23 protein-coding genes and 1 tRNA gene are annotated in these 20284 nt (G+C 74.3%); 13 read left to right on the plus strand and 11 right to left on the minus strand.

What is annotated here, in order from left to right; translation table 11 throughout:
* Nucleotides 1–53: 53 nt before the first annotated feature.
* Nucleotides 54–302 (minus strand): WhiB family transcriptional regulator, encoded by a 249-nt coding sequence (locus tag FQ330_RS12620; protein WP_021010012.1) that lies wholly within the window; start codon nucleotides 300–302, stop codon nucleotides 54–56.
* A gap of 136 nt (nucleotides 303–438) precedes the next feature.
* Here FQ330_RS12620 and FQ330_RS12625 point away from each other — a divergent pair, with 136 nt between their 5' ends.
* On the plus strand, nucleotides 439–837 hold the full coding sequence (locus tag FQ330_RS12625; protein WP_128189406.1) for a hypothetical protein: 399 nt from the start codon (nucleotides 439–441) through the stop codon (nucleotides 835–837).
* Nucleotides 838–847: 10 nt separating this feature from the next.
* On the opposite strand, the gene bcp is transcribed toward FQ330_RS12625, so the two are convergent.
* Nucleotides 848–1318, minus strand: coding sequence for a thioredoxin-dependent thiol peroxidase (gene bcp / locus FQ330_RS12630; protein WP_225792867.1), 471 nt, complete (start codon nucleotides 1316–1318; stop codon nucleotides 848–850).
* Between the two features lie 91 nt (nucleotides 1319–1409).
* On the opposite strand from bcp, the gene FQ330_RS12635 reads away from it, so the two are divergent.
* Together FQ330_RS12635 and FQ330_RS12640 are read left to right on the plus strand one after the other, a co-directional pair.
* A tRNA-Lys gene (locus FQ330_RS12635) sits at nucleotides 1410–1485 on the plus strand.
* A gap of 98 nt (nucleotides 1486–1583) precedes the next feature.
* The gene (locus tag FQ330_RS12640; protein ID WP_146358044.1) at nucleotides 1584–2090 is read left to right on the plus strand and encodes a flavodoxin family protein; all 507 of its coding nucleotides are present in this window, start codon (nucleotides 1584–1586) and stop codon (nucleotides 2088–2090) included.
* 27 nt (nucleotides 2091–2117) lie between these two features.
* On the opposite strand, the gene FQ330_RS12645 is transcribed toward FQ330_RS12640, so the two are convergent.
* Genes FQ330_RS12645 through FQ330_RS12660 form a run of 4 tightly spaced genes read right to left on the minus strand, consistent with a single transcriptional unit; the run spans nucleotide 2118 to nucleotide 4788 of the window.
* Entirely contained in the window at nucleotides 2118–2363 is a 246-nt protein-coding gene (locus FQ330_RS12645; RefSeq protein WP_146358046.1) for a hypothetical protein, read from the minus strand.
* A gap of 50 nt (nucleotides 2364–2413) precedes the next feature.
* A complete protein-coding gene (locus FQ330_RS12650) occupies nucleotides 2414–3637 on the minus strand; it encodes a pyridoxal phosphate-dependent aminotransferase (RefSeq protein WP_146358049.1) in 1224 nt (407 codons plus the stop codon).
* Between the two features lie 58 nt (nucleotides 3638–3695).
* A complete protein-coding gene (locus FQ330_RS12655; protein ID WP_146358051.1) occupies nucleotides 3696–4559 on the minus strand; it encodes a PfkB family carbohydrate kinase in 864 nt (287 codons plus the stop codon).
* A gap of 4 nt (nucleotides 4560–4563) precedes the next feature.
* Nucleotides 4564–4788, minus strand: coding sequence for a hypothetical protein (locus tag FQ330_RS12660; protein ID WP_128189417.1), 225 nt, complete (start codon nucleotides 4786–4788; stop codon nucleotides 4564–4566).
* Nucleotides 4789–4900: 112 nt separating this feature from the next.
* Here FQ330_RS12660 and FQ330_RS12665 point away from each other — a divergent pair, with 112 nt between their 5' ends.
* The 10 genes from FQ330_RS12665 to FQ330_RS12720 all read left to right on the plus strand — a co-directional run bounded on the left by FQ330_RS12665 (nucleotide 4901) and on the right by FQ330_RS12720 (nucleotide 17136).
* Complete coding sequence (locus tag FQ330_RS12665; RefSeq protein ID WP_192575950.1) at nucleotides 4901–5458, plus strand: TetR/AcrR family transcriptional regulator; 558 nt, start codon at nucleotides 4901–4903, stop codon at nucleotides 5456–5458.
* Complete coding sequence (locus FQ330_RS12670) at nucleotides 5458–8382, plus strand: MMPL family transporter (protein ID WP_146358055.1); 2925 nt, start codon at nucleotides 5458–5460, stop codon at nucleotides 8380–8382. The genes FQ330_RS12665 and FQ330_RS12670 overlap by 1 nt, the downstream gene beginning before the upstream one ends.
* Complete coding sequence (locus FQ330_RS13395; protein WP_192575951.1) at nucleotides 8379–10568, plus strand: YhgE/Pip family protein; 2190 nt, start codon at nucleotides 8379–8381, stop codon at nucleotides 10566–10568. The genes FQ330_RS12670 and FQ330_RS13395 overlap by 4 nt, the downstream gene beginning before the upstream one ends.
* A 26-nt stretch (nucleotides 10569–10594) precedes the next feature.
* Nucleotides 10595–11113, plus strand: coding sequence for a hypothetical protein (locus FQ330_RS12690; RefSeq protein WP_146358057.1), 519 nt, complete (start codon nucleotides 10595–10597; stop codon nucleotides 11111–11113).
* Nucleotides 11114–11188: 75 nt separating this feature from the next.
* Nucleotides 11189–12196 carry a 3-oxoacyl-ACP synthase III family protein gene (locus FQ330_RS12695; protein ID WP_146358060.1) on the plus strand — a complete coding sequence of 336 codons (1008 nt, stop codon included), beginning with the start codon at nucleotides 11189–11191 and terminating at the stop codon, nucleotides 12194–12196.
* Nucleotides 12193–12984 (plus strand): glycosyltransferase, encoded by a 792-nt coding sequence (locus tag FQ330_RS12700; protein WP_146358062.1) that lies wholly within the window; start codon nucleotides 12193–12195, stop codon nucleotides 12982–12984. The genes FQ330_RS12695 and FQ330_RS12700 overlap by 4 nt, the downstream gene beginning before the upstream one ends.
* 11 nt (nucleotides 12985–12995) lie before the next feature.
* On the plus strand, nucleotides 12996–14189 hold the full coding sequence (locus FQ330_RS12705) for a cytochrome P450 (RefSeq protein ID WP_225792868.1): 1194 nt from the start codon (nucleotides 12996–12998) through the stop codon (nucleotides 14187–14189).
* Nucleotides 14186–15730, plus strand: a complete 1545-nt coding sequence (locus FQ330_RS12710) for a class I adenylate-forming enzyme family protein (RefSeq protein ID WP_146358064.1) — start codon at nucleotides 14186–14188, stop codon at nucleotides 15728–15730. Before FQ330_RS12705 ends, FQ330_RS12710 begins: the two co-directional genes overlap by 4 nt.
* A 3-nt stretch (nucleotides 15731–15733) precedes the next feature.
* Nucleotides 15734–16645: an NAD-dependent epimerase/dehydratase family protein gene (locus FQ330_RS12715; protein WP_128189431.1), complete on the plus strand. Its 912-nt coding sequence runs from the start codon at nucleotides 15734–15736 to the stop codon at nucleotides 16643–16645.
* 104 nt (nucleotides 16646–16749) lie between these two features.
* The gene (locus tag FQ330_RS12720; RefSeq protein WP_128189432.1) at nucleotides 16750–17136 is read left to right on the plus strand and encodes a DUF4259 domain-containing protein; all 387 of its coding nucleotides are present in this window, start codon (nucleotides 16750–16752) and stop codon (nucleotides 17134–17136) included.
* Between the two features lie 22 nt (nucleotides 17137–17158).
* On the opposite strand, the gene FQ330_RS12725 is transcribed toward FQ330_RS12720, so the two are convergent.
* The 5 genes from FQ330_RS12725 to FQ330_RS13400 form a co-directional block, all read right to left on the minus strand.
* Entirely contained in the window at nucleotides 17159–17911 is a 753-nt protein-coding gene (locus FQ330_RS12725) for a hypothetical protein (protein WP_146358066.1), read from the minus strand.
* A gap of 35 nt (nucleotides 17912–17946) precedes the next feature.
* A complete protein-coding gene (locus FQ330_RS12730; RefSeq protein WP_146358068.1) occupies nucleotides 17947–18795 on the minus strand; it encodes a sugar phosphate isomerase/epimerase family protein in 849 nt (282 codons plus the stop codon).
* A complete protein-coding gene (locus tag FQ330_RS12735; protein ID WP_128189436.1) occupies nucleotides 18792–19073 on the minus strand; it encodes a hypothetical protein in 282 nt (93 codons plus the stop codon). Before FQ330_RS12735 ends, FQ330_RS12730 begins: the two co-directional genes overlap by 4 nt.
* 65 nt (nucleotides 19074–19138) lie before the next feature.
* On the minus strand, nucleotides 19139–19615 hold the full coding sequence (locus tag FQ330_RS12740; RefSeq protein ID WP_128189438.1) for a hypothetical protein: 477 nt from the start codon (nucleotides 19613–19615) through the stop codon (nucleotides 19139–19141).
* 1 nt (nucleotide 19616) lies between these two features.
* Nucleotides 19617–20284: RHS repeat-associated core domain-containing protein (locus FQ330_RS13400; protein WP_225792869.1), on the minus strand; the 668-nt coding region annotated here is incomplete at its 5' end.

Consider the following 20284-nt stretch of genomic DNA (forward strand, 5'->3'; position numbering starts at 1 on the left):
GCACACGAGAGCGGGGCCGCCTTCCGGCGACCCCGCTCGAAGCGTCGTGGCTGTCAGCCCGCGCGGCGCGCGCGAGCGGCGCGGCGCTTGAGGGCGCGGCGCTCGTCCTCCGACAGGCCGCCCCAGACCCCGGAGTCCTGGCTGGTCTCGAGTGCGTACTGCAGGCACATCTCGGTCACCGGGCAGGTCGCGCACACGGCCTTCGCCTTCTCGATCTGCTCGAGCGCGGGGCCCGTGTTGCCGACCGGGAAGAACAGCTCGGGGTCGACCGTCAGGCATGCAGCGTCGTCGCGCCAGTCCATAGATGTGCTCCTTGTAGATTGGAGGGGGAGCCGCGCTTCGCGAGAGACGCGGCGCGGGAAGTCTCAGGGCGTCGCAGCACTGCCGCCCGAAGTGCAATGTTTCCACAGGCCCCCCAGAGAGGCAAGGGTTTTCTCCGTGAGCGATGTCTCCAGAGCCCGTCCTTCGACCGCCACGGCCGCCGGCGCGCTGATGCTGCTCGAGGGCCTCGGCATGATCGCCGTCGCCGTCTGGCTGGCCATCGCGGCGCTCGGCGATCCGGTCGAGCACATCGCTGGCGGCCTGTTCCTCGCGGTGCTCGCGGCGGGTGCGGCGCTGTTCCTCGCGGCGGCCGGCAAGGCCATGCTCGACGGTCGCGCGTGGTCGCGCGCGGCGGCGGTCGTGTGGCACGTGCTGCTGCTGGGCGTGGCGCTCGGCACCTTCGACGGCGGCGAAGGACCGGTGTGGCTCGCGGTGCTGCTGGCCGCGGTCGCGATCACCGGCTTCACGCTCGTGCTGCGCAGGAGCGTGACCGGCTGGCTGCGCCGCGACGAGTGACGCGGCGGCGTCAGCCGCGGAAGGCGAGCCGCTTCGCGAGCATGTCGAGGTGGCCCTTCGCCTTCGTGTTGTAGAAGGCGTGCGTGATGACGCCCTCCTCGTCGAGCACGAAGGTCGAGCGCCGCACGCCCTCGACGATGCGGCCGTAGCTGTTCTTCTCGCCGAAGGTGCCCCACGCGCGGTGCACCGAGAGGTCGGCGTCGCTCAGCAGCGGGAACTCCAGGCCGTCGAGCTCGGCCGCGCGCGCGAGCTTCTCGACCGGGTCGCGAGAGATGCCGACGACGGCGTAGCCGTCGCCGCCGAGGTCGGGCAGCGCGTCGTTGAAGTCGCACGCCTGCTGCTTGCACGCGGAGGTGAGCGCCTCCGGGTAGAAGTAGACGATGGCCCTTTGGCCCCGCAGATCCGAGAGCGCGACGGATGCGCCGTGCTGGTCGGGCAGGGTGAAGTCGGGGGCGGGCATGCCGGGCTCGAGGTGCGTCATCGGCTCCATCCAACCAGGCGGGGCGCGATGCGACCGCGGTGGCGGGCGATGCGCGCCTGTGCTATCGTTGATCCTCGGCCGGTGAGGCCATGCACCTCTAGCTCAATTGGCAGAGCAGTTGACTCTTAATCAATTGGTTCCGGGTTCGAGTCCCGGGGGGTGTACCAGAGGCCCCGGGTCCGCGTGCAGCGGGCCCGGGGCTTTTCCCGTCCCTATCGCTCGCCCCGCCGCGGTCATAGCCTGAGCCCGAGCCGAGGAGGCGCGCATGCGGGCACTGGTGGTCTACGAGTCGCTGTGGGGCAACACGGCATCGATCGCGCAGGCGATCGCCGATGAGCTGCGCTCGTCGATGGAGGTCGAGGTCGTCGACACGGATGCGGCGCCCACGAGCGTCGACGGGTACGACCTGGTGCTCGTCGGCGGTCCGACGCACGCGTTCTCGATGACGCGCCCGTCGACCCGCGAGACCGCCGTCGCGCAGCACGGCGCCCCGATGTCGCCGGGTCGCGGCATCCGCGAGTGGCTCGACGGACTCGTGCAGGCGCCGCGAGGCACGCGAGCGGTCACCTTCGACACCCGCGTCGACCGCCCGCGGTTGCCCGGCTCGGCCGCGCGCGCCGCGAAGCAGGAGCTGCGCAGCCTCGGCTTCGACATCGTCGCGAAGCAGGAGAGCTTCCGCGTGCACGACTACGGCGGGCCCTTGGTCGACGGCGAGGCGGAGCGGGCGCGCGACTGGGCGAGGGGCATCGCCCGGGCGGTGCTCGCGGCCTGACGCCGCACGACGGCACGGCTCAGGAGTTCAGAGCGTCCGCTCCCAGACGCCGTCGAGCAGCATCAGCACCACAGCGCCGCCATGCTCGTCGGCTCCCGCGAGGCGCACGTACATGAGCGACTCGCCGGCCATGAGGCGCTCGATCTCGACGGTCGTGCGCGCTGCCCACGCGCGCAGCTGCTCGGCGTCGTGCGCGCAGTGGTTCAGCTCGAGCAGCAGCTCTTCCAGCTGCGCCTCGTTGTAGGCGACGTTCGGGGCGGTAGCCGCGATCATGGCTGAATGTTAGCCACCGTGGCTAACGATCGGGAGGGTGACGTCTCGCGCTACTGCCGGTACGACGAGAGGAAGCTGCCGATGCGCTCGACCGCGTGCACGAGGTCGCGCTTCCAGGGCAGCGTCACGATGCGGAAGTGGTCGGGCGCCGGCCAGTTGAAGCCCGAGCCGTGGGTGACGAGGATCTTCTCCTGCCGCAGCAGGTCGAGCGCGAACTGCGCGTCGTCGTGGATCTCGTGCACCTCGGGGTCGAGCCGCGGGAACGCGTAGAGCGCGCCCTTCGGGTTCACGACGCTCACGCCCGGGATGGCCCGCAGCCCCTGCACGGCGGCGTCGCGCTGCTCGAGCAGCCGCCCGCCGGGCAGGATGAGGTCCTCGATCGACTGGTGCCCGCCGAGCGCCACCTGGATGCCGTACTGCGCCGGCACGTTGGGGCACAGGCGCGTCGAGGCGAGCAGCGTCAGCCCCTCGAGGAAGCCCTTCGCGTGGTCCTTCGGCCCGGTGATCGCGAGCCACGCCGACCGGAAGCCGGCCGCGCGGTAGGTCTTCGACAGGCCGTTGTACGTGAGCACCAGCAGGTCGTGCGCGAGCGTCGCGATCGACACGTGCTGCGCCTCGTCGTAGAGGATGCGGTCGTAGATCTCGTCGGCGAGGATCAGCAGCGAGTGCCGGCGCGCGAGGTCGACGATGCCCTGCAGCACCTCGCGCGAGTAGACCGCGCCGGTGGGGTTGTTGGGGTTGATCACGACGATGGCCTTCGTGCGCGGCGTGATCTTGGCCTCGATGTCGGCGAGGTCGGGCGCCCAGTCGGACGACTCATCCGTCAGGTAGTGGATGGGCGTGCCGCCGCCGAGCGACGTCATGGCCGTCCAGAGGGGGTAGTCGGGGGCGGGGATCAGCACCTCGTCGCCCGCGTCGAGCAGCGCCTGCATCGTCATCGTGATGAGCTCGGAGACGCCGTTGCCGAGGTAGACGTCGTCGACGGTGAGCTGCGGGAAGCCGTCGACGTCCTCGTAGCGGGTGACGACCGCGCGGCGCGCGGAGAGCACGCCCTTCGAGTCGGAGTAGCCCTGCGCGAGCGACAGGTTGGCGATCATGTCCTGCACGATCGTGTCGGGCGTCTCGAAGCCGAACGGCGCGGGGTTGCCGATGTTCAGCTTGAGGATGCGGTGCCCCTCGGCCTCGAGCCGGGCGGCCTCGGCGGCCACGGGTCCTCGGATCTCGTAGAGGACGTGCTTCAGCTTCGACGACTGATCGAGCGACTTCAGGGCCATTGCACCATGCTAGGCGCGCTGCTCCCGCCACTCGGGCGCAGGTGGACCGCGGCGGGCGTCAGCCGGGCAGCTGCAGCAGCCCGCCGGCGGAGCGGGTCGTGGCGGCCGCGACGGCCATCGCCCGCTCGAGCGGCCCGGCCCATCCGCCCGCGTGGTCGCCCGCGAGCACCGATGCGGCGAGCGAGGCGAGCACGCTGTCGCCCGCGCCGATCGTGTCGACGATCGGGTCGGCCAGGGCCGGCACGGATGCGTCGACCCAGCCCCGGGCGGTGACGACGCGGGCGCCCTGGGGTCCGCGGGTGATCGCGACCGCCCGGGTGCCGGAGCCCAGCCACCGCGAGGCGGTCTCGCTCGCGTCCTCGTCGTAGACGAGCTCGGCGTCCTCGTCGCTGAGCTTCACGAGCAGCGCGCGCGAGGCGAGCAGGTCGAGCCCCGCGGCGAAGCGCTCGCGCGCGCCCGGCTCGCGGAGGTACGCGGGGCGGGCGTTGGGGTCGAGCAGCAGCCGCTCGTGCGAGCGCTCGATCGCGGCGAGCGGCGCCACTTGCGCCTCGTGCTCGAGCGCGAGGCACGAGACGACCACGAGCGGAGCCGACGCGAGCAGCGCGGCGTGCGGCTGCAGGTCGACGAACCGGGAGGTGCCGGCGGCGTTGAACTCGTAGCGCATCGTGCCGCCGTCGCGCACGGCGGATGCGACGGCGGTGCCGCGCGGGGCGGCCGTGGCCGTGAGCTCGACGCCGTGCGCGGCGCAGTGCTCGCGCACGAGCCTGCCCGCGTCGTCGTCGCCGACCATGGCGATGAGCCGCGCCGGCACGCCGAGGCGCGCGAGCCCGACGGCCACGTTGAGGGCGGCGCCGCCGACGTGCGCGGCGCCGTCGACCTCGTCGACGAGCGCATCGCCCACGACGACGACGCGGTCGCTCATCGGGTCACTTGCCCTTCGCGGCCTTGCGCAGCGAGCGCTCGAGCTCCTCCTGGCGGATGCCCTCCTCGCGCTGCTTCACCGCGCCGAGCGCGAGCGCCACGCCGATGCCCCAGCTGGCCCAGAGCAGCGCCAGGCGCCAGTCCTTCGGGCCGGACTTCGTCGCCTTCACCACGGCCATGCCGCTGGCCAGCGAGCTGATCACGCCGGCGTTGAACAGGTACTTGCGCATGTCGCCTCCTCGTCGGCGAGCAGACTACCGCCGCGCACCTGGAGCCCGGCTCCGACGAGCATCCTGACCGATCGGTCGACTTCTGACCGATCGGTCAGTACGATGGTGCGACGTGACCACCCGCGACACGATCCTGCAGGCCGCGCTCGAGCGCTTCGCCCGCGTCGGCTACCTCGGCAGCTCGATCCAGCAGATCGCCGACGACGTCGGCACCTCCAAGTCGTCGGTGCTCTACCACTTCGACTCCAAGGAGGCGCTGCTCGAGGCCGCGATGGCGCCCGCGCTCGACGCGATGGAGTCGCTCATCGACGCGCTGCCCGAGCTGCGCCACGAGCACACGGCGGCCGCGCCCGGGCTCGTCACCCGCTTCGTCGACACGCTCATGGCGCACAGCGCCGCGATCTCGATCTTCATCTCCCAGCGCGGCGCGCTGCAGGGGGTGCCGGCGATCGAGCGCGCGAACGCCATCGTCGACGCCATCGCCCGCACGCTCGTGCTCGAGGCGCCCACGCCGCGCGTGCTCACGCGCCTGTCGATCGGGCTCGCGGGCGTCGCCTTCATCCTCGGCGACACGCTCTCGACCGAGCACGACCACCTCGATCCGCACGAGATGCGCGCGATCTTCATCGAGACCCTGCTCGAGCTCTCGAGCACCGGAGAGGACGCCTGATGGCCACCTGGCTCGCCCGCGTCGGCGCCGCATCCATGCGCCGCGCCTGGCTCGTGATCGTCGCGTGGGTGGCGATCCTCGGCGGCGTGCTCGGCGGCGCGCTCGCGCTCGGCCCGAACATGCAGGAGTCGTTCGCGATCCCCGGCACCGAGTCGCAGCAGGCGCTCGACCGCCTCGGCAGCGTCTTCCCGCAGGTCGCCGGCTCCTCGGTGCAGGTCGTCTACCAGGCGCCCGACGGCGCGGAGGTCGTCGACTTCCAGGCGCAGATCCAGCAGCAGGCGCGCGAGATCGAGGCGATCGACGACGTCGCGAGCGTCATCGAGCCGTGGAGCGAGTTCGCGAGCGACCAGGTCTCGGCCGACGGCGAGACCGCCTTCACCCAGGTGCAGTTCGAGCCGCAGGGCTCGGGCGTCACGCCCGCGGGCCTCGACGAGCTCGTGGCGACGGCGGATGCGGCACGGGCCGGGGGCCTCGCGGTCGAGTTCGGCGGGCAGGCGTTCCAGGCGACGAGCGTGCCGATCTCGTGGGTCGAGGGCGTCGGCGTGCTCTTCGCCGCCATCGTGCTGTTCGTCACCTTCTGGTCGCTGCTCGCCGCCGGCCTGCCGCTCATCACCGCGCTCGTCGGCGTCGCGATCACGATGGGCGGGGTGCTCGGCGCCTCGGCGCTCGTCACGGTCTCGAACTCGGCGCCGCTCATGGCGCTCATGATCGGCCTCGCGGTCGGGATCGACTACGCGCTCTTCATCCTCTCGAAGCACCGCTCGCAGCTCGCGCGCGGGATGGGCGTGGTCGAGTCGGGGTCGCTCGCGGTCGGCACCGCGGGCACCGCGGTCGTCTTCGCCGGCCTCACCGTCGTGATCGCGCTCGTCGGGCTGCTGATCGTGGGCATCCCGTTCCTGTCGGTGATGGGCATCGGCGCGGCCGCGTCGGTCGCGATCGCGGTCGCCGCCGCGACCACGCTGCTGCCGGCGATCATGGCGCTGCTGGGGGAGCGGCTGCGCCCGCGGCCCGGCAGCCGCGCGGCTCGGCTCGCCGAGCGCGACGTCGACGCGCAGCCGACGCTCGGCATGCGCTGGGTGACCGGGATCACGAAGCGCCCGTGGCTCGCGATCGTGGGCGTCCTCGTCGTCGTGGGCGTCGCATCCGTGCCCGCCGCGAGCCTCGAGCTCGCGCTGCCCGACAACGGGCGCGAGGAGCGCGGCACCACGCAGCGCATCGCCTACGACCTGCTGCAGGAGGGCTTCGGCGAGGGCACGACGGGCCCGCTCGTCGTGATGGCCGACATCACGCAGGTGACCGACATCATGCCGACGCTCGAGGCGATCTCGGACGACCTCGCGGCGATCGACGGCGTCGACCGCATCGGCAGCGCCTTCCCCGACGAGACGGCCGACACCGCGATCATCCAGGTGATCGCCGAGACGGGGCCCGCCGATCACGCGACCGCCGAGCTCGTGCGTGCGATCCGCGACGCGGCGCCCGCGCTCGAGGCCGAGCACGGCACGCCCATCGCCGTGACGGGCGCGACGGCCGTGCAGATCGACGTCTCGCAGCGGCTGCAGGACGCGCTGCTGCCGTTCGGCATCGTGGTGGTGACGCTCGCGGTCGTGCTGCTGCTGCTCGTGTTCCGCTCGATCCTCGTGCCGGTGACCGCCGCGATCGGCTTCGTGCTGTCGGTGCTCGCCGCCTTCGGCACGGTCGTCGCGACCCTGCAGTGGGGCTGGGGCGCCGAGCTGCTGCACACCGAGGCGGGCCCGATCCTGTCGTTCATGCCGGTGCTGCTCATGGCGGTGCTGTTCGGCCTCGCGATGGACTACCAGGTCTTCCTCGTCTCGGGCATGCGCGAGGCGCACGCGCACGGCCACAGCGCGATCAGCGCCGTGCGGCACGGCTTCGCCGCCAACGCGCGGGTCGTGACCGCGGCCGCGCTCATCATGTTCTTCGTCTTCTTCGCGTTCGTGCCCGAGGGCATGGCGATGATCAAGGCGATCGCGCTCGGCCTCGCGGTCGGAGTCGCTGTCGACGCGTTCCTCGTGCGCATGACGCTCATCCCGGCGGTGATGACGCTGCTGGGCGAGCGCGCCTGGTGGCTGCCGCGCTGGCTCGACCGCGCGATGCCCGACATGGATGTCGAGGGCGAGAGCCTCGGCCGGCACCGCGCGGCGCTCGCGTGGGCGGCGGATGCGGGCGGTCACCTCGCGCTCGAGCGGCTGCGGCCCGAGGTCGACCACGACCGGCCCGGCAGCGCCTCCTGGACCCTGACGGCGCCGCGCGGCGCGGTCGTGCGGCTCGACGCGCCGTTCGCCGAGCGGCAGCGGCTCGCGCACGCGCTGCTCGGCGACGTCGGCGCGGGCGGCCATGCGCACCTCGGCGGGGCCGCGCTGCCCGGCGATGTGGCGCTGCTGCGCAGCCGCCTCGCGCTCGTCGACCTCGACCTCGTCGACCCGGCGGGCCGCGCCGAGACGGCGCACCACGCCGCCCGCGCGGCGCTCTCGCTGCGCACGCCGCTCGCACTCGGCGCGACGCTCGACCGGCGCGCGTCGGCGCTCGTCGAGCGCGCGGCCGCGGCGCTCGGCAGCCCGATCGACGCATCGGCGCCGCTCTCGCGGCTCTCGCCGCTCGCGCGCGCCGCCGTGCTGGTGGCGATCGCGCTCGAGCGGCAGCCGAGCGTCGTCTGGATCGACGCCGCGACCGGCGCACCCCCTGGCGCCGCCCGCGTCGCGGCGCAGCTCGGCGGCGACGACCTCACGATCGTCACCAGCGAGCCGGCGCCCGAGGCGCACGGCCGCCCCGCGATCGACCTCGCGCCCGACGACGCCGCCGCCGACGAACCCGCCGCGGGCGACGCATCCACCGCCGCATCCGACCCCACCGACACCGGCGACGCCACCGCGGCGCTCGCGACCACGGGAGCCGACCGATGACCACCGCACTGCAGAAGGCCGTCGCGCTCGGCGCGGCCGCCGCGACACCCTTCGCGATCGCCGCGTTCGCCGCCTGGTCGATCGGGCCCGCCGTCGACGGCGACCGCGACGTGCCGGCCGCGGTCGTCAACCTCGACGAGATGGTGACGACGATCGCCGACGACGGCACCGAGAGCGTGATGTTCGCCGGCCGCCAGGTCGTGACCGACCTGGTGGGCGACGAGGCCGACGGCATCGACTTCCGCATCCTGAACGCCGACGACGCCGCCGAGCAGCTCGCGCGCGGCGACGTGCACGCCGTCGTCACGATCCCCGCCGACTTCTCGGAGCGCGTGCTGAGCCTGCAGGGCGACGAGCCGCGGCAGGCGGGCATCGAGATCGTCACCGACGCGTCGAGCGACGCGCTCGCGACCGAGCTCGCCGCCGAGACCGGCGAGTCGGTCGTCGCCTCCTTCGGCGACCTCGTCACGAGCGGCTTCATCTCCGGCATCTTCGGCGGCTACGGCACCCTCGCCGAGCAGCTGGGCGCCGCGGCGGACGGGGCGGATGCGGTGGGCACGGGTGGCGCGGAGCTCGCCTCGGGCCTCGGCGAGCTCGCGGGCGGCATCGACCAGCTCGCCGACGGCGCCGGTGCCTCGGAGGACGGTGCCCGGCAGCTCGCGGCCGGCGGGCAGCAGCTCGCCGACGGGCTCGCGACCGCCGACGACGGCATCGGGCAGCTCGCGGGCGGCGCGGCGTCGCTCAGCGACGGCATCGCGCAGTACACCGGCGGTGTCGACGCGCTCGCGGGCGGCGCCGCGTCGCTCAGCGACGGCGTCGACCGGTACACGGCCGGTGTCGACCAGCTCGCCGGCGGCGTGCAGCGGGCCGCCGACGGGCTCGAGGCGGGGCTCGGCTCCGCGACCGCGGGAGTCGCGCAGCTCGAGGGCGCGATCGACCAGTCGGCCGGCGGCGCCGCGCAGCTCGTGGCCGCGCTCGAGGCCGACCCGACCACCGATCCGCAGACGCTCGAGGCGGCCCGGCAGCTCGCCGGCGGCCTCGCGCAGCTCGGCCAGCAGGACGTCAGCGGCCAGCTGAGCGCCGGGCTCGCCGAGGCGACCGCGGGCATCGGCCAGCTCGACGCGGCCGCCGCGCAGGTCGCCGGCGGCGGCGCCGCGCTCCGCGACGGGGCCTCGCAGCTCGCCGACGGCGCGGCGCAGGCCTCCGCCGGCTCGCCGGCGCTCCGCGACGGCGCGTCGCGGCTCGCGGGCGGCCTCGTCGAGCTCGACGACGGCTTCGGCGCGTCGGTCGACGGCGCCCGGCAGCTCGCCGACGGCACGGGCGAGCTCGCCGGCGGCCTGCAGCAGCTCGAGTCGGGCGCCGTGCAGCTCGCGGCAGGCGCGCGCTCGGCGCAGACCGGCGCCGCGCAGCTCGGCGACGGCGCCTCCGAGCTCGGCGACGGGCTGCGCGAGGGCGTCGCGGCGATGCCGCAGCTCGGCGACGACGAGCTCGCCGACCTCTCCTCGGTCGCGACCGACCCGGTCGGCTTCGACCTCGACGAGCAGGGCGCGCTCCCGAGCGGCGAGGCGCGCATCGCTGCGCTCGCCGTGCCGATCGGCCTGTGGCTCGGCGCGCTCGCCCTCGTGCTCGTGCTCGCGCGCACCGCCCGCCGCATCGCCGCATCCGCCGAGTCCGACGGTCGCGTGCTCGCGACGCTGCTCGCGCGCTCGGCGTGGGTCGTCGTCGTGCAGGCGGTGCTCGCGGCGCTCGTCGTGCACGCCATCGGCGGGGTCGCGTGGGCGTCGCTGCCGGCGACGCTCGGCGTGACGCTGCTGTTCGCCGCCGCCGCGGGGCTGCTGCAGCTCGCGCTCGTCGCCTGGTGGGGCCCCGCGGGCGCGGTCGTCTCGCTCGTGCTGCTCGGGCTGCAGGCGGTCGCGGCCGGCGGGCTCGTGCCGCGCGACGTGCTCGGCGGCCCCTTCGAGGCGATCGCGCCCGTGCTGCCGATGACCCACGCGGTCGACGCGCTGCAGGCGATCGCCGCAGGCTCCGGCGCCGGCGGCGCCGCGCTCGGCGGCTCGGTCGCGATGCTCGTGCTGTTCGTCGGCGCCGGGCTGCTCGCCGCGGCGCTCGCGGTGCGCAGCGCCCGCCGGCGCGCGACGGGGGAGCGGATCCGGGCGCTCGACGCGCTCGCGCCGGCCGCCGCCTGAGGCCGGCGGGCGGCTACACTCGCGGCATGGATGGTGCGCAGCAGCGTGGCTGGGCGCTCTCGTGGGTGACCGCTGGCCGGGCAGCGACGCGTGGGCGTCAGAGCCCGCTGGCCCGTGGCGCCCTGTCGCTGCTGGTCCTGGTCGCAAGCTCCGTCGTCACTGGGTGCGCGACCGGAACGGAGCCGCGCGATGACGTCGAGGCTCGACCGGCGGCGGACGGCAGCTGGATGCTCGTCCGTGCGATGGGAGATGGGCCGTCGGCTGGCTACCCCGAGGCGGCCCTCGAGGGAGCGCTCGTCCTCGACGCCTCCACCGGCTGCGTCGCCGGTCGGCTCGGAGACGCGCTCATCGGGGTGATCCTCCCAGATTCGGCAGCGCTGACCGGCGACGCTGTGGAGCTTTCGCCTGGCGGCACCGTCATCGAGCTCGATGCTCCGGAGACGATCGGTGGAGGCTTCCAGTCGCGCGAAGACATCGAGTCGCGCGGCGCCACGGTCGAGCCCTGCGCATACGCCGAGTACTTCACCATCAATCCCGACCTCTGACGCCGGCGAGGCCGCGCTCGGCGCGCCGCCGGCGGGCTCGGCAGCGCAGCACCGACCGCGGGCTACGCTCGCCGAGTGCCCTCGCCCACCTCCGCCATCGTCGCGGTCGGCGCTCACCTGCCGACGGGCATCCGCACCACCGAGCAGACCGAGCGGCGCCTGCGCGACGAGAACCCGGGCCGCGGGCTGCCGGTCGGCCTCATCCGGCGGATGACCGGCGTCGACCGGGTGCACGAGCGCGAGCCGGGAGAGCAGGCATCCGACCTCGCCGCGCACGCCGCGCGCCGGGCGCTCGCCGACTCGCCCGAGCCCGTCGACCTGCTGATCTTCGCGAGCGCGAGCCAGGACCTCATCGAGCCCGCCACCGCCCACATCGTCGCCGACAGGCTGGGCCTCGACGTGCCGGTCTTCGACGTGAAGAACGCCTGCAACTCGGTGCTGAACGCCGTGCAGGTCGCCCACGCGATGATCGTGAGCGGCCAGGCGCGGCGGGTGCTCATCGCGAGCGGCGAGACGCCGACGAGCGCGGTGCGCTGGCGGCTCGCCGACCGGCACCAGTTCGTGCGCTCCTTCCCCGGCTACACGATGAGCGATGCGGGCGCGGCGCTCGTGCTCGAGGCCGCGACCGCCGGCGGCTGCGGCATCGTCGACCTCGCGTTCTCGGCGGCCTCGCACCACTGGCGCATCGGCACGCTGCCGACCGGCGGCTCGATGCACCCGCGCGACCCCGAGGCGACCTACTTCGACATCGACGGCCGCGGCCTGCAGCGCGCGTTCCTCGCGCTCGGGCCCGAGCTCATCACCGACCTGCTGGCCAGGCGCGGCGTGGCGCTCGCCGACGTCGATCTCGTGCTCATGCACCAGGTCGCCGAGCCGCACCTCGCGCCCATCGCCGAGCGCCTCGGCCTCGGCGTGGAGCGCATCCTGCCCACCGTCGCCGAGCACGGCAACCTCGCCTCGGCGACGCTCCCCATCCAGCTGCGCCGCGCGCTCGACGACGGGCTCGTCAGCCCGGGCAGCCTCGTGCTGCTCGTCGGACTCGCGGGCGGCATCAGCCTCGGCGCGGCGCTGGTGCGGCTGTGAGCGCGGCGCCCGAGCGGCACGGGCGGCTCGCGGTCGTGGTGCCGGTCTTCCAGGAGGCTGCCGGCATCCGTCCGACCCTCGAGCACCTCGCCGCGCAGCGCGACGGCGACATCGACGTGTGGTTCGTCGACAACGGCTCGACAGACGGCTCGCGGCAGGTGATCGAGCGGTTCGCGGTCGAGCGCGGCCTCGCCCGCTGGCACGTCGTCGACGAGCCGCAGAAGGGCACCGGCGCCGCCGCCGACACCGGCATGCGCGCCGCGATCGCGGCCGGCGCGACGATGCTCGCCCGCACCGACGCCGACTGCCTGCCGCGGCTCGACTGGACGGCGCGCATCCGCCACGCCCTCACGCCGCAGGGCGCGGGAGGGCTCGGCCTCGAGCTCGTCGCCGGGCTGCTCGTGCCGCGCCGCGACGAGGGGCTCGGCCCCGTGCGGCGCGTCGCGCTCACGGCGGCGGTGCGGGTGGCGGATGCGTTCGGGGTCGTGCGGCCGTCGAACAACGGCCCCGAGTTCCACGGGCCCTACGTCATGGCGGCCGGCTGCAACGTGGCGATCACCGCCGCCCGGTACGTCGCGAGCGGCGGCTTCCCGCGTACCGCGATCGAGGAGCTGCACGAGGATCGCGCGCTCGTCAACGCCGTGCGGCGGCAGACGGGCCGGGTCGCGCGGCGCGACGACGTGGTCGTGCGCGGCTCCTCGCGGCGCGTGCAGGCGTGGGGGCTGCGGCGCACGCTGCTCTGGTACAAGGATCACGCCTACCGGCCCGCGCACGTGGACATCCGGTGAGCGACCCCCGGGTGAGCACCTATCCGGTGAGCGCCGACCGGCAGCGGCGGCTCGCGCTCGCGATGCGCCGCGACGAGCGGCTCATGCGCGCGGCGCACCCGCTCGCCTACCCGCTGCTGCAGGCCGTGCACGGGCCCGTGCGGCGCGTGCCCGGCATCGGCGTGGTCGTGAAGGACGCCGCGCTCGCCCGCGCCGTGCTGCTCGACGGCGCCGCCTTCTCGAAGCGCGGGCGCGGGGCGTCGAGCGACCTGTGGACGCCGGTGCTCGGGCCCAGCGTGCTCGTGAACATGCACGGCGACGACCACCGGGCGCTGCGGCGCCGGCTCGCGCCGATCTTCGCCCCCGGCTTCGTCGAGCCGCTCGTCGAGCGCACCCTCGGCGCGGGCGCGGCCGAGCTCGAGCGGCGGCTCGCGGCGGGGGAGCGCGTCGACCTCGCCGCCCACGCCCGCCGGTCGGCGAGCGCGGCGATCGCGCTGCTCGTCGGGCTGGACGAAGCGGCCGTCGACGAGCGGCTCTTCCGGCAGGTGACGGCGATCACCGGCATGGTGCGCCTCAGCCGCCCCCGCTTCAGCCCCGCGCAGGTGCGCCGCGCCCGCGCGGTGCTCGACGAGCTCGGCGAGCACGCCGCGGCCGCCTACCGCGGCGACGAGTCGACCGTGCCCGGGCGGCTGCGCGCCCTCGGCCTCAGCCAGCAGGAGGCGCTCAGCGCGGTCGGCGCGTTCGTGCTCACCGGCACCGAGACGATCGTCGCCGCGCTGCCGCGCATCGTCGCGCTGCTCGCCGACAGCGGCACGCTCGGCGAGCTCGCCGACGACGCCGCGGCCGAGCGGGCGATCGCCGAGGGGCTGCGGTGGACGACGCCGACGCCCGTCATGCTCCGCGCGACGCTCGAGGAGCGGCGCATCGGCCCCGTGCGCGTGCGGCCCGGCGACCGCGTCGTCATCGCCACCTACGCGGCCGACCGCGGCGCCGGCGGCTTCGACCCCGCATCCGACCGCGCCGCCGCGCTCAAGCAGCTGTGGTTCGGCGCCGGCGCGCACTTCTGCATCGGCGCGCCGCTCGCGATGGCGCAGCTGCGGCTCGCGCTCGCGGCCCTCCGCCGCGTCGAGGCCGAGGGGCGCCGCATCCGCGTCGTCGAGCGCCGCCCCGCCCGCGGGCAGCTGCTGCCGGCGCTCGCCTCGTGCGTGCTCGAGGCGCGCGCATGAGCATGCTCGAGGCCGTGCTCGCCGCCACTCGCGAGCACGCCGACCGGCCCGCCATCACCGCCGGCCGCCGCACGCTCACCTTCGCCGAGCTCGGCGACCGCGTCGAGCGCGTCGCGGCGGGGCTCGCGGATGCGGGCCTTGTTCCCGGCGACCGGGTCGCGTTCTCGGTGCGGCCGGGCCTCGACGCGGTGGTGCTCGCGCTCGCGGTGTGCCGCGCGGGCGGCGCGATCGCGTTCGTCGACCTCGGCGCCGGCCCCGAGCTGCTCGCCGCCCGCCTCGCGCTCGCGGAGCCGCGCTGGAGCGCGGCCGAGTCGGTGCTCCACCTCGTCTCGGCCCCGGGCCTGCGCCGCATCGCCCGGCGGCGCGGCATCGACCTGCCCGCCTACGGGGCGCTGCTGCCGAGCGCCCGGCACATCGTCACCGGGCCGCCGCTGCCGGGCGCGCCCCGCGGCGCGCTGCGCCTCGACCGCCTGGCGCGCACGGCGCCCCGGCCGCTGCCGATGCCGGACCCCGGCGCCGACGCGCTGCTCATCTTCACCTCCGGCACCACCGGCACGCCGAAGGCGGTCGTGCACACGCTCGCCTCGCTCGGCGCCGGCCTCGACGACATCCGCGACGGGCTCGGGCTCACGCCGGGACTGAAGGTGCTCACCGACCAGCTCATGATCGGCATCCCGGCGCTCATCGCCGGCGCCCACTGGACGCTGCCGCCGGCCGGCGCCGACCCGGGTGCGGCGCCCGAGCGGTACCTGCCGCTGCTCGAGCGCGCCGAGGCGGTCTTCTGCTCGCCCGCCGGGCTCGACGCCATCCTGCGGCTGCTCGACGAGCGGCGCGCGCCCTCCGGCACCCTCTCGCTCATCGCGCTCGGCGGCGCGCCGGTGCTGCCGCCGCTCATCGAGCGGGCGCTCGCGCGCTTCCCGGACGCGCGCATCCGCTGCGTCTACGGCATGAGCGAGATCCTGCCGGTCGCGATCGCCGACGGCGCCGAGAAGCTGCGCGCCGTCGGCGACGGCGACGTCGTGGGCCGCGTCGCGCCGAGCGTGCGGGCGCGCATCGACGACGGCGAGCTCGTGCTCGCCGGTCCCGGCCTCGCGCGCGCCTACCTGCACGAGCTGCCCGCCGAGCTCGCCGAGGTGCGCACGGGCGACCTCGCGCGGCTCGACGGCGACCGGCTGACGCTGCTCGGCCGGAAGAAGGACATGCTGCTGCGCGGCACGCAGAACGTCTACGTCGGCCTCTACGAGCCGGTGATCGCATCGCTGCCGGGCGTCGCCGACGCGGCGATGGTGGGCGTGCCGGATGCGATCGGCGACGACCGGCTCGTGGTCGCGGTCGTGCCCGACGGGGCGCCCGCCGACCTCGCGCCCGACCCCGCGCATCCGCTCGCGAAGCGCGTCGCGGCAGCCCTGCCGGGGCTCATCGACCACGGGGCGCTGCCCGACCTCGTGGTGGCGATCGGCGCGCTGCCGCGCCGCGGCCGCATGCAGAAGCCCGACCGGCCGGCGCTCGTCGCCCTCGTCGAGCCGCTCGTCGAGGGCTGACGGATGCGCGTGCTGGTGACGGGCGCGTCGGGCTTCGTCGGCGGCGCGGTCGCGTCGGCGCTCGCCGACCGCGGCGACGCGGTGGTGGGGCTCGGCCGCCGCCCGGACGGCTGGTCGCACCCCGGCGGCCGCTACGTGCGCCGCGACCTGCTCGCGCCCATCGACGACCTCGGCGCGTTCGACGCGGTCGTGCACGCGGCGGCGCTCGCCGACGATTGGGCGCCGCTGCCCGAGGCGATGCGCGTCAACCGCGACGGCGCGGTCGCGATCGCCCGCGCGCTGCCGCAGGCGCGGCTCGTGCACGTCTCGACCGCGAGCGTCTACGACGCGCGGCGCCCGACGGTGCTGGGGCACGAGGACGCGCCGCTGCCGACCCGGTACCTGAGCGCCTACAGCGCTTCGAAGGCGGCCGCGGAGCGCGCGCTCGCGGGCCGAGCCGCCGCGATCCTGCGCCCGCACGCCGTCTACGGGCCGGGCGACACGACGCTGCTGCCGCGGGTGGTGGAGGCGCGGCGCGGGCCGCTGCTGCCGCTGCCGGGCTGCGGCCGCGCGCTGCACACGCTCACCCGCATCGACACGCTCGTCGCCGCGACGCTGCGCGCGCTCGATGCGCCGGGCGACGTCGACGTCGTGAACGTGGGCGACGCGCCCGCCGTGCCGCTCGCCGACGTGCTGCAGCGCGTGCTCGCCGCGCGCGGCGAGCCCGCGCGCATCCTGCCGCTCCCGGTCGGCGCGGCGATGGCGCTCGCGACCGCCGCCGAGCGCCGCGCCCGTCGCACGGGCGTCCGCCCGCGCCTGACTCGCTACGCGGTCAGCCAGCTGGGCATGGAGCGCACGCTCGACCTCACGCGCATGCGCGAGCGGCTCGGCCTCGAGCCGCGGCCGGTCGACCTCGCCGGCGCCGCCGACTGGTGAGCGGCGCCGCGGCGTGGATGCGGGGCCGGTGGGCGCCGGCGGCGGTAGCGTGGCGCCCGACAGCCGCCCCGCCGATCGCTGCGGGCTGAGGAGAGGGTGCACGGATGGGCACGTGGGGTTCCGGACCGTTCGAGAACGACGAAGCGGCCGACTGGGTGTACGAGCTCGAGGACGCCGAAGACGTCGAGGCGCTGCTGCTCGAAACGTTCGCGTCGACGACCGCCGCCGGTGCCGACGCCGCAGAGGCCAGCCGTGCCGTCGGCGCCGCAGCCTGGCTGCTCTCGGGCCTGCCGGGCGAGTCGCGGCCCGACATCGAGTGGCAGGGCAGCCCGCCTGCGCTGACCGAGGAGCTGCGCACGGCGGCGCGCGCGGCGCTCGACGCGGTGCTGGCCGACGACTCCGAGTGGCGGGAGCTGTGGGAGGAGGCCGGCGACGACGACGCGGTCGAGGAGGTCGCGCGGCTGCGCGCGCTGGTCGAGCGGCGGGGCTGAGCGCCGATAGACGGGGTCCCGGTCAGCCTCCGGAGACGTACATCCGTTCCGACGGAGGGAACGTCCATCCCAGGGCTCGCAAGGTGCGCCTCGTCTCGGGATCGAACCTGTGGCGTCCCGAGACCGAGACGCCTGATGACGCCCGCAGGCAGGGCGCGGACTGGGCGGGCTCGACTCGGCCCACGTCGATCAGGGCCAGCTTCTCGAGGTTCGGCAGGTTCGCGAGCCTGTCGACGTGGAGCACTCGCGCGATCCTCTCCAGGATCATCTGACGCAGTCTGCGGCCGTCCAGCGCGCGCAGATCCAGGCTCTCGTAGAAGGCGACGTTCACCAGCAGCAGGGCCTCGGGGACAGCGAACTCCGGGAAGTGCGCCTGGCCGCCGTCACCGTTCGCGTAGAAGCGCTCGACCGGTCCGGCAACCTCGAGCCCGGCTGGCATGGGAGTCCGGCTCTCCGTGCAGAGCAGCTCCCTCAGCATCGGCGACCGAAGCACGCTCTGCTCGAGCGGCCCGTCGTAGTACCGCAGCCGAGGGAACGACACGTTGTCGGGCAGTTTGGCTCTGCCGCTGATGCGGAGGCTCGTGAGCGACGAGAACTCGGCAAGGCCGTCGAGATCGGCAGAGCCGTTGGACAGCAGGATCAGGTCGGTCACAGCGCGCGCATCGCGCTCGAGGTCGAATGCTGACCGTAGCCTCGCTCCGCGCCGATGCAGGTCGATGAGGGTGGCGCGTTCGCCCTCGTCCACCTCGCCCGCGTCGTCTGCCGGAGCATCCATCGGCGGCTCCTTCCAACTGGTAGCCGGGGCGCGCGTCAGGCGGACGGCTCGGGCGCCGACGCGACCGGGTCGGGCTCGGGCGACTCGGCCGGCGCCGCCTGCCCGAGGTGCTCGCGCGCGAACTCGAGCGTCTCGACCAGCAGCCGCAGCCGGTCGCGCTCCGAGCGCGCCTGGCGGGTCTTGATCTCGGCGATCACCTGGCCGGTCCACTGCCGCTCGGCGAGCATCTGCAGCACCTCGGCGACCGGCTCGTTGCCGTGGCCGGGGATGAGGTGCTCGTCGAAGACGCGCCCCTCCTCGGCGGCGACGCCGTCGGTGAGGTGCAGGTGGCGCAGCCGGTCGCCGAGGTCGAGCGTGAGCTGCATCGAGTCGCGCTTCGCGAGCGCGCAGTGCGAGAAGTCGAGCGTCGCGTGGTCGACGTCCATCTCGCTCGGGTCGATGCCCGGCAGGTAGGCGGCGCGGTCGATGCCGCCCGCCGACCAGGGGAACATGTTCTCGACCGCCACCTCGACGCCGTGCTTCCGCTCGGTCTGCCGCACGGCGTCCTCGAACGTCTTCGCGTACTTGCCCTGCCACCGGAAGGGCGGATGCACGACCACGGTGGGCGCGCCGACCGACACCGCGAGCTCGGCCGAGCGGTCGAACTTCACGAACGGGTCTCGGCCCCACACGAAGGTCGTCAGCAGCACGACCGGCGCGTGGATCGCCATGATCGGCTGGTGGTAGCGCTCCGACAGCTCGAGCAGCCGCTCGGGGGAGCGGGTCTTCGCGTCGGTCGTGACCATCACCTCGACGCCGTCGTAGCCCGCCTCGTGCGCGAGCCGGAAGCCGTCCTCGACCCCCTTGGGGAAGACGGAGATCGTGCTGAGACCGACCTGGATCATGCCCTCGACGGTAGACCCTCCGGGTGAACGCCGCGCGTCCGCCGCGGCAGTCGCCAGCCGTGACCGATGACGACGGCGTGCTGCCGTGCGCCGGCTGCGAAGAGCCACTCAACGGCGAAGAGCCCCAAACCCGGGCGGAACCAGCTCGTCGCTGGAGGGCCGGGCCACGCCTCTCCCGGCTCCACGGCCGCGACGAGCGTGGGAGGGTATTCATCGAGGTGATCGAGCACGAGCCGGATCGCTCGTTGCTTCGTCTCCTCCGGGATCTGCTTCGGCATGATGACTATCTTCCTTCCACACTCGAAAGGAACCGGCATCAAACCGGGGACGGTTCCCTCGCGGCTTACCAGGATTCGCAGCGCGGAGCAGCGAACTGGCTCAGCTTGGCAAGCAGCGCATTGCGGTACCCGCGCCGCACCGACCACGCGGCTGCACCCCTTCCGCGGACCTTCCTCCAGATGCTTCGGCTGGCGTCCCACTCCGTGAGGAACTCACGCGCCTCGGAGGGTAGTTCACCTTCCAATCGCCAACGCGCGAGTTCCATCTTCAGCACGATGGGGCCGATGATCACACGCGCGGCGCGTAGCCCGTCCAGCGCCGACGACATGTCCACGGAAGACCTGGGCAACGGTGCGAGTATCTGCGTCGCGTCGTCGAGGGAGAGGTGGCCGCCGTCCATGGATGCGCGGTCGAGTAGGGCCGCAAGTTGCCGAGCCTCTGTCGAAGCGCTCGCGGGAACGACCGGTGTGATTGGCATTCGGTCAACATCGACATTGCGCGCGTAGTTCAACGCCTCGATCAGTTCGACCACTTCTCGCATGTCAGACCGCCACCCTGTTGAAACGAGAGTGCACTAGGAACCACTGGCGGTCGTAGCGGCCGAGCACATAGTTTTGTACTCCGCGCTGACCGTTCACTGTCGCCCGCACCGACAAGCTCAGTCCTGGTCCTCCGTAACGGGTGGTACGAGTCGCTCTCACAGCAACGGCTTGGTGCGCTCGAGGCTGAACCCACGCGCCGACTCTATGGAACGTGTCGACCTTGAGCGAAGCGCTGCCACGTGGTATCGCGCGGCTCAGGACCGATGCCGCGACCCCTCTCACCGCGGCAGTAGCGCCACCGCCGAGAACCCCGCCGACGGCCATCGACCCGAGCAGCCCTCCGGCGGAGAACGCACGGGTTCCTGCCGTCGCGGCTGCGTATGATTCCCCTCCGGCTACAGCGCCGATGGCAATCGCGCCGATGAGACCACAGGCCACGCTCGCAATACATGCGGCTGTGGCAGCGACGGCTGCGACGCCTACAAGGACCTGCAACCCGGTGCGCCACCATTCCTCGGCCATCCCGCTGGTGTCGCTCTTCCCGATGGGGTCGGTGGGCCAGACGTAGTCGTTGTCGACGCCGCCCTCGACCGGGTCGACCTGCAGGAACCGGCCCAACGCCGGCACGTACAACCTGGCCCCCATCTCGATCACCGTGACGGTGCCCG

Origin of the sequence: Agrococcus sediminis, assembly GCF_007923295.1 — a bacterium.
GTDB lineage: Bacteria > Actinomycetota > Actinomycetes > Actinomycetales > Microbacteriaceae > Agrococcus > Agrococcus sediminis.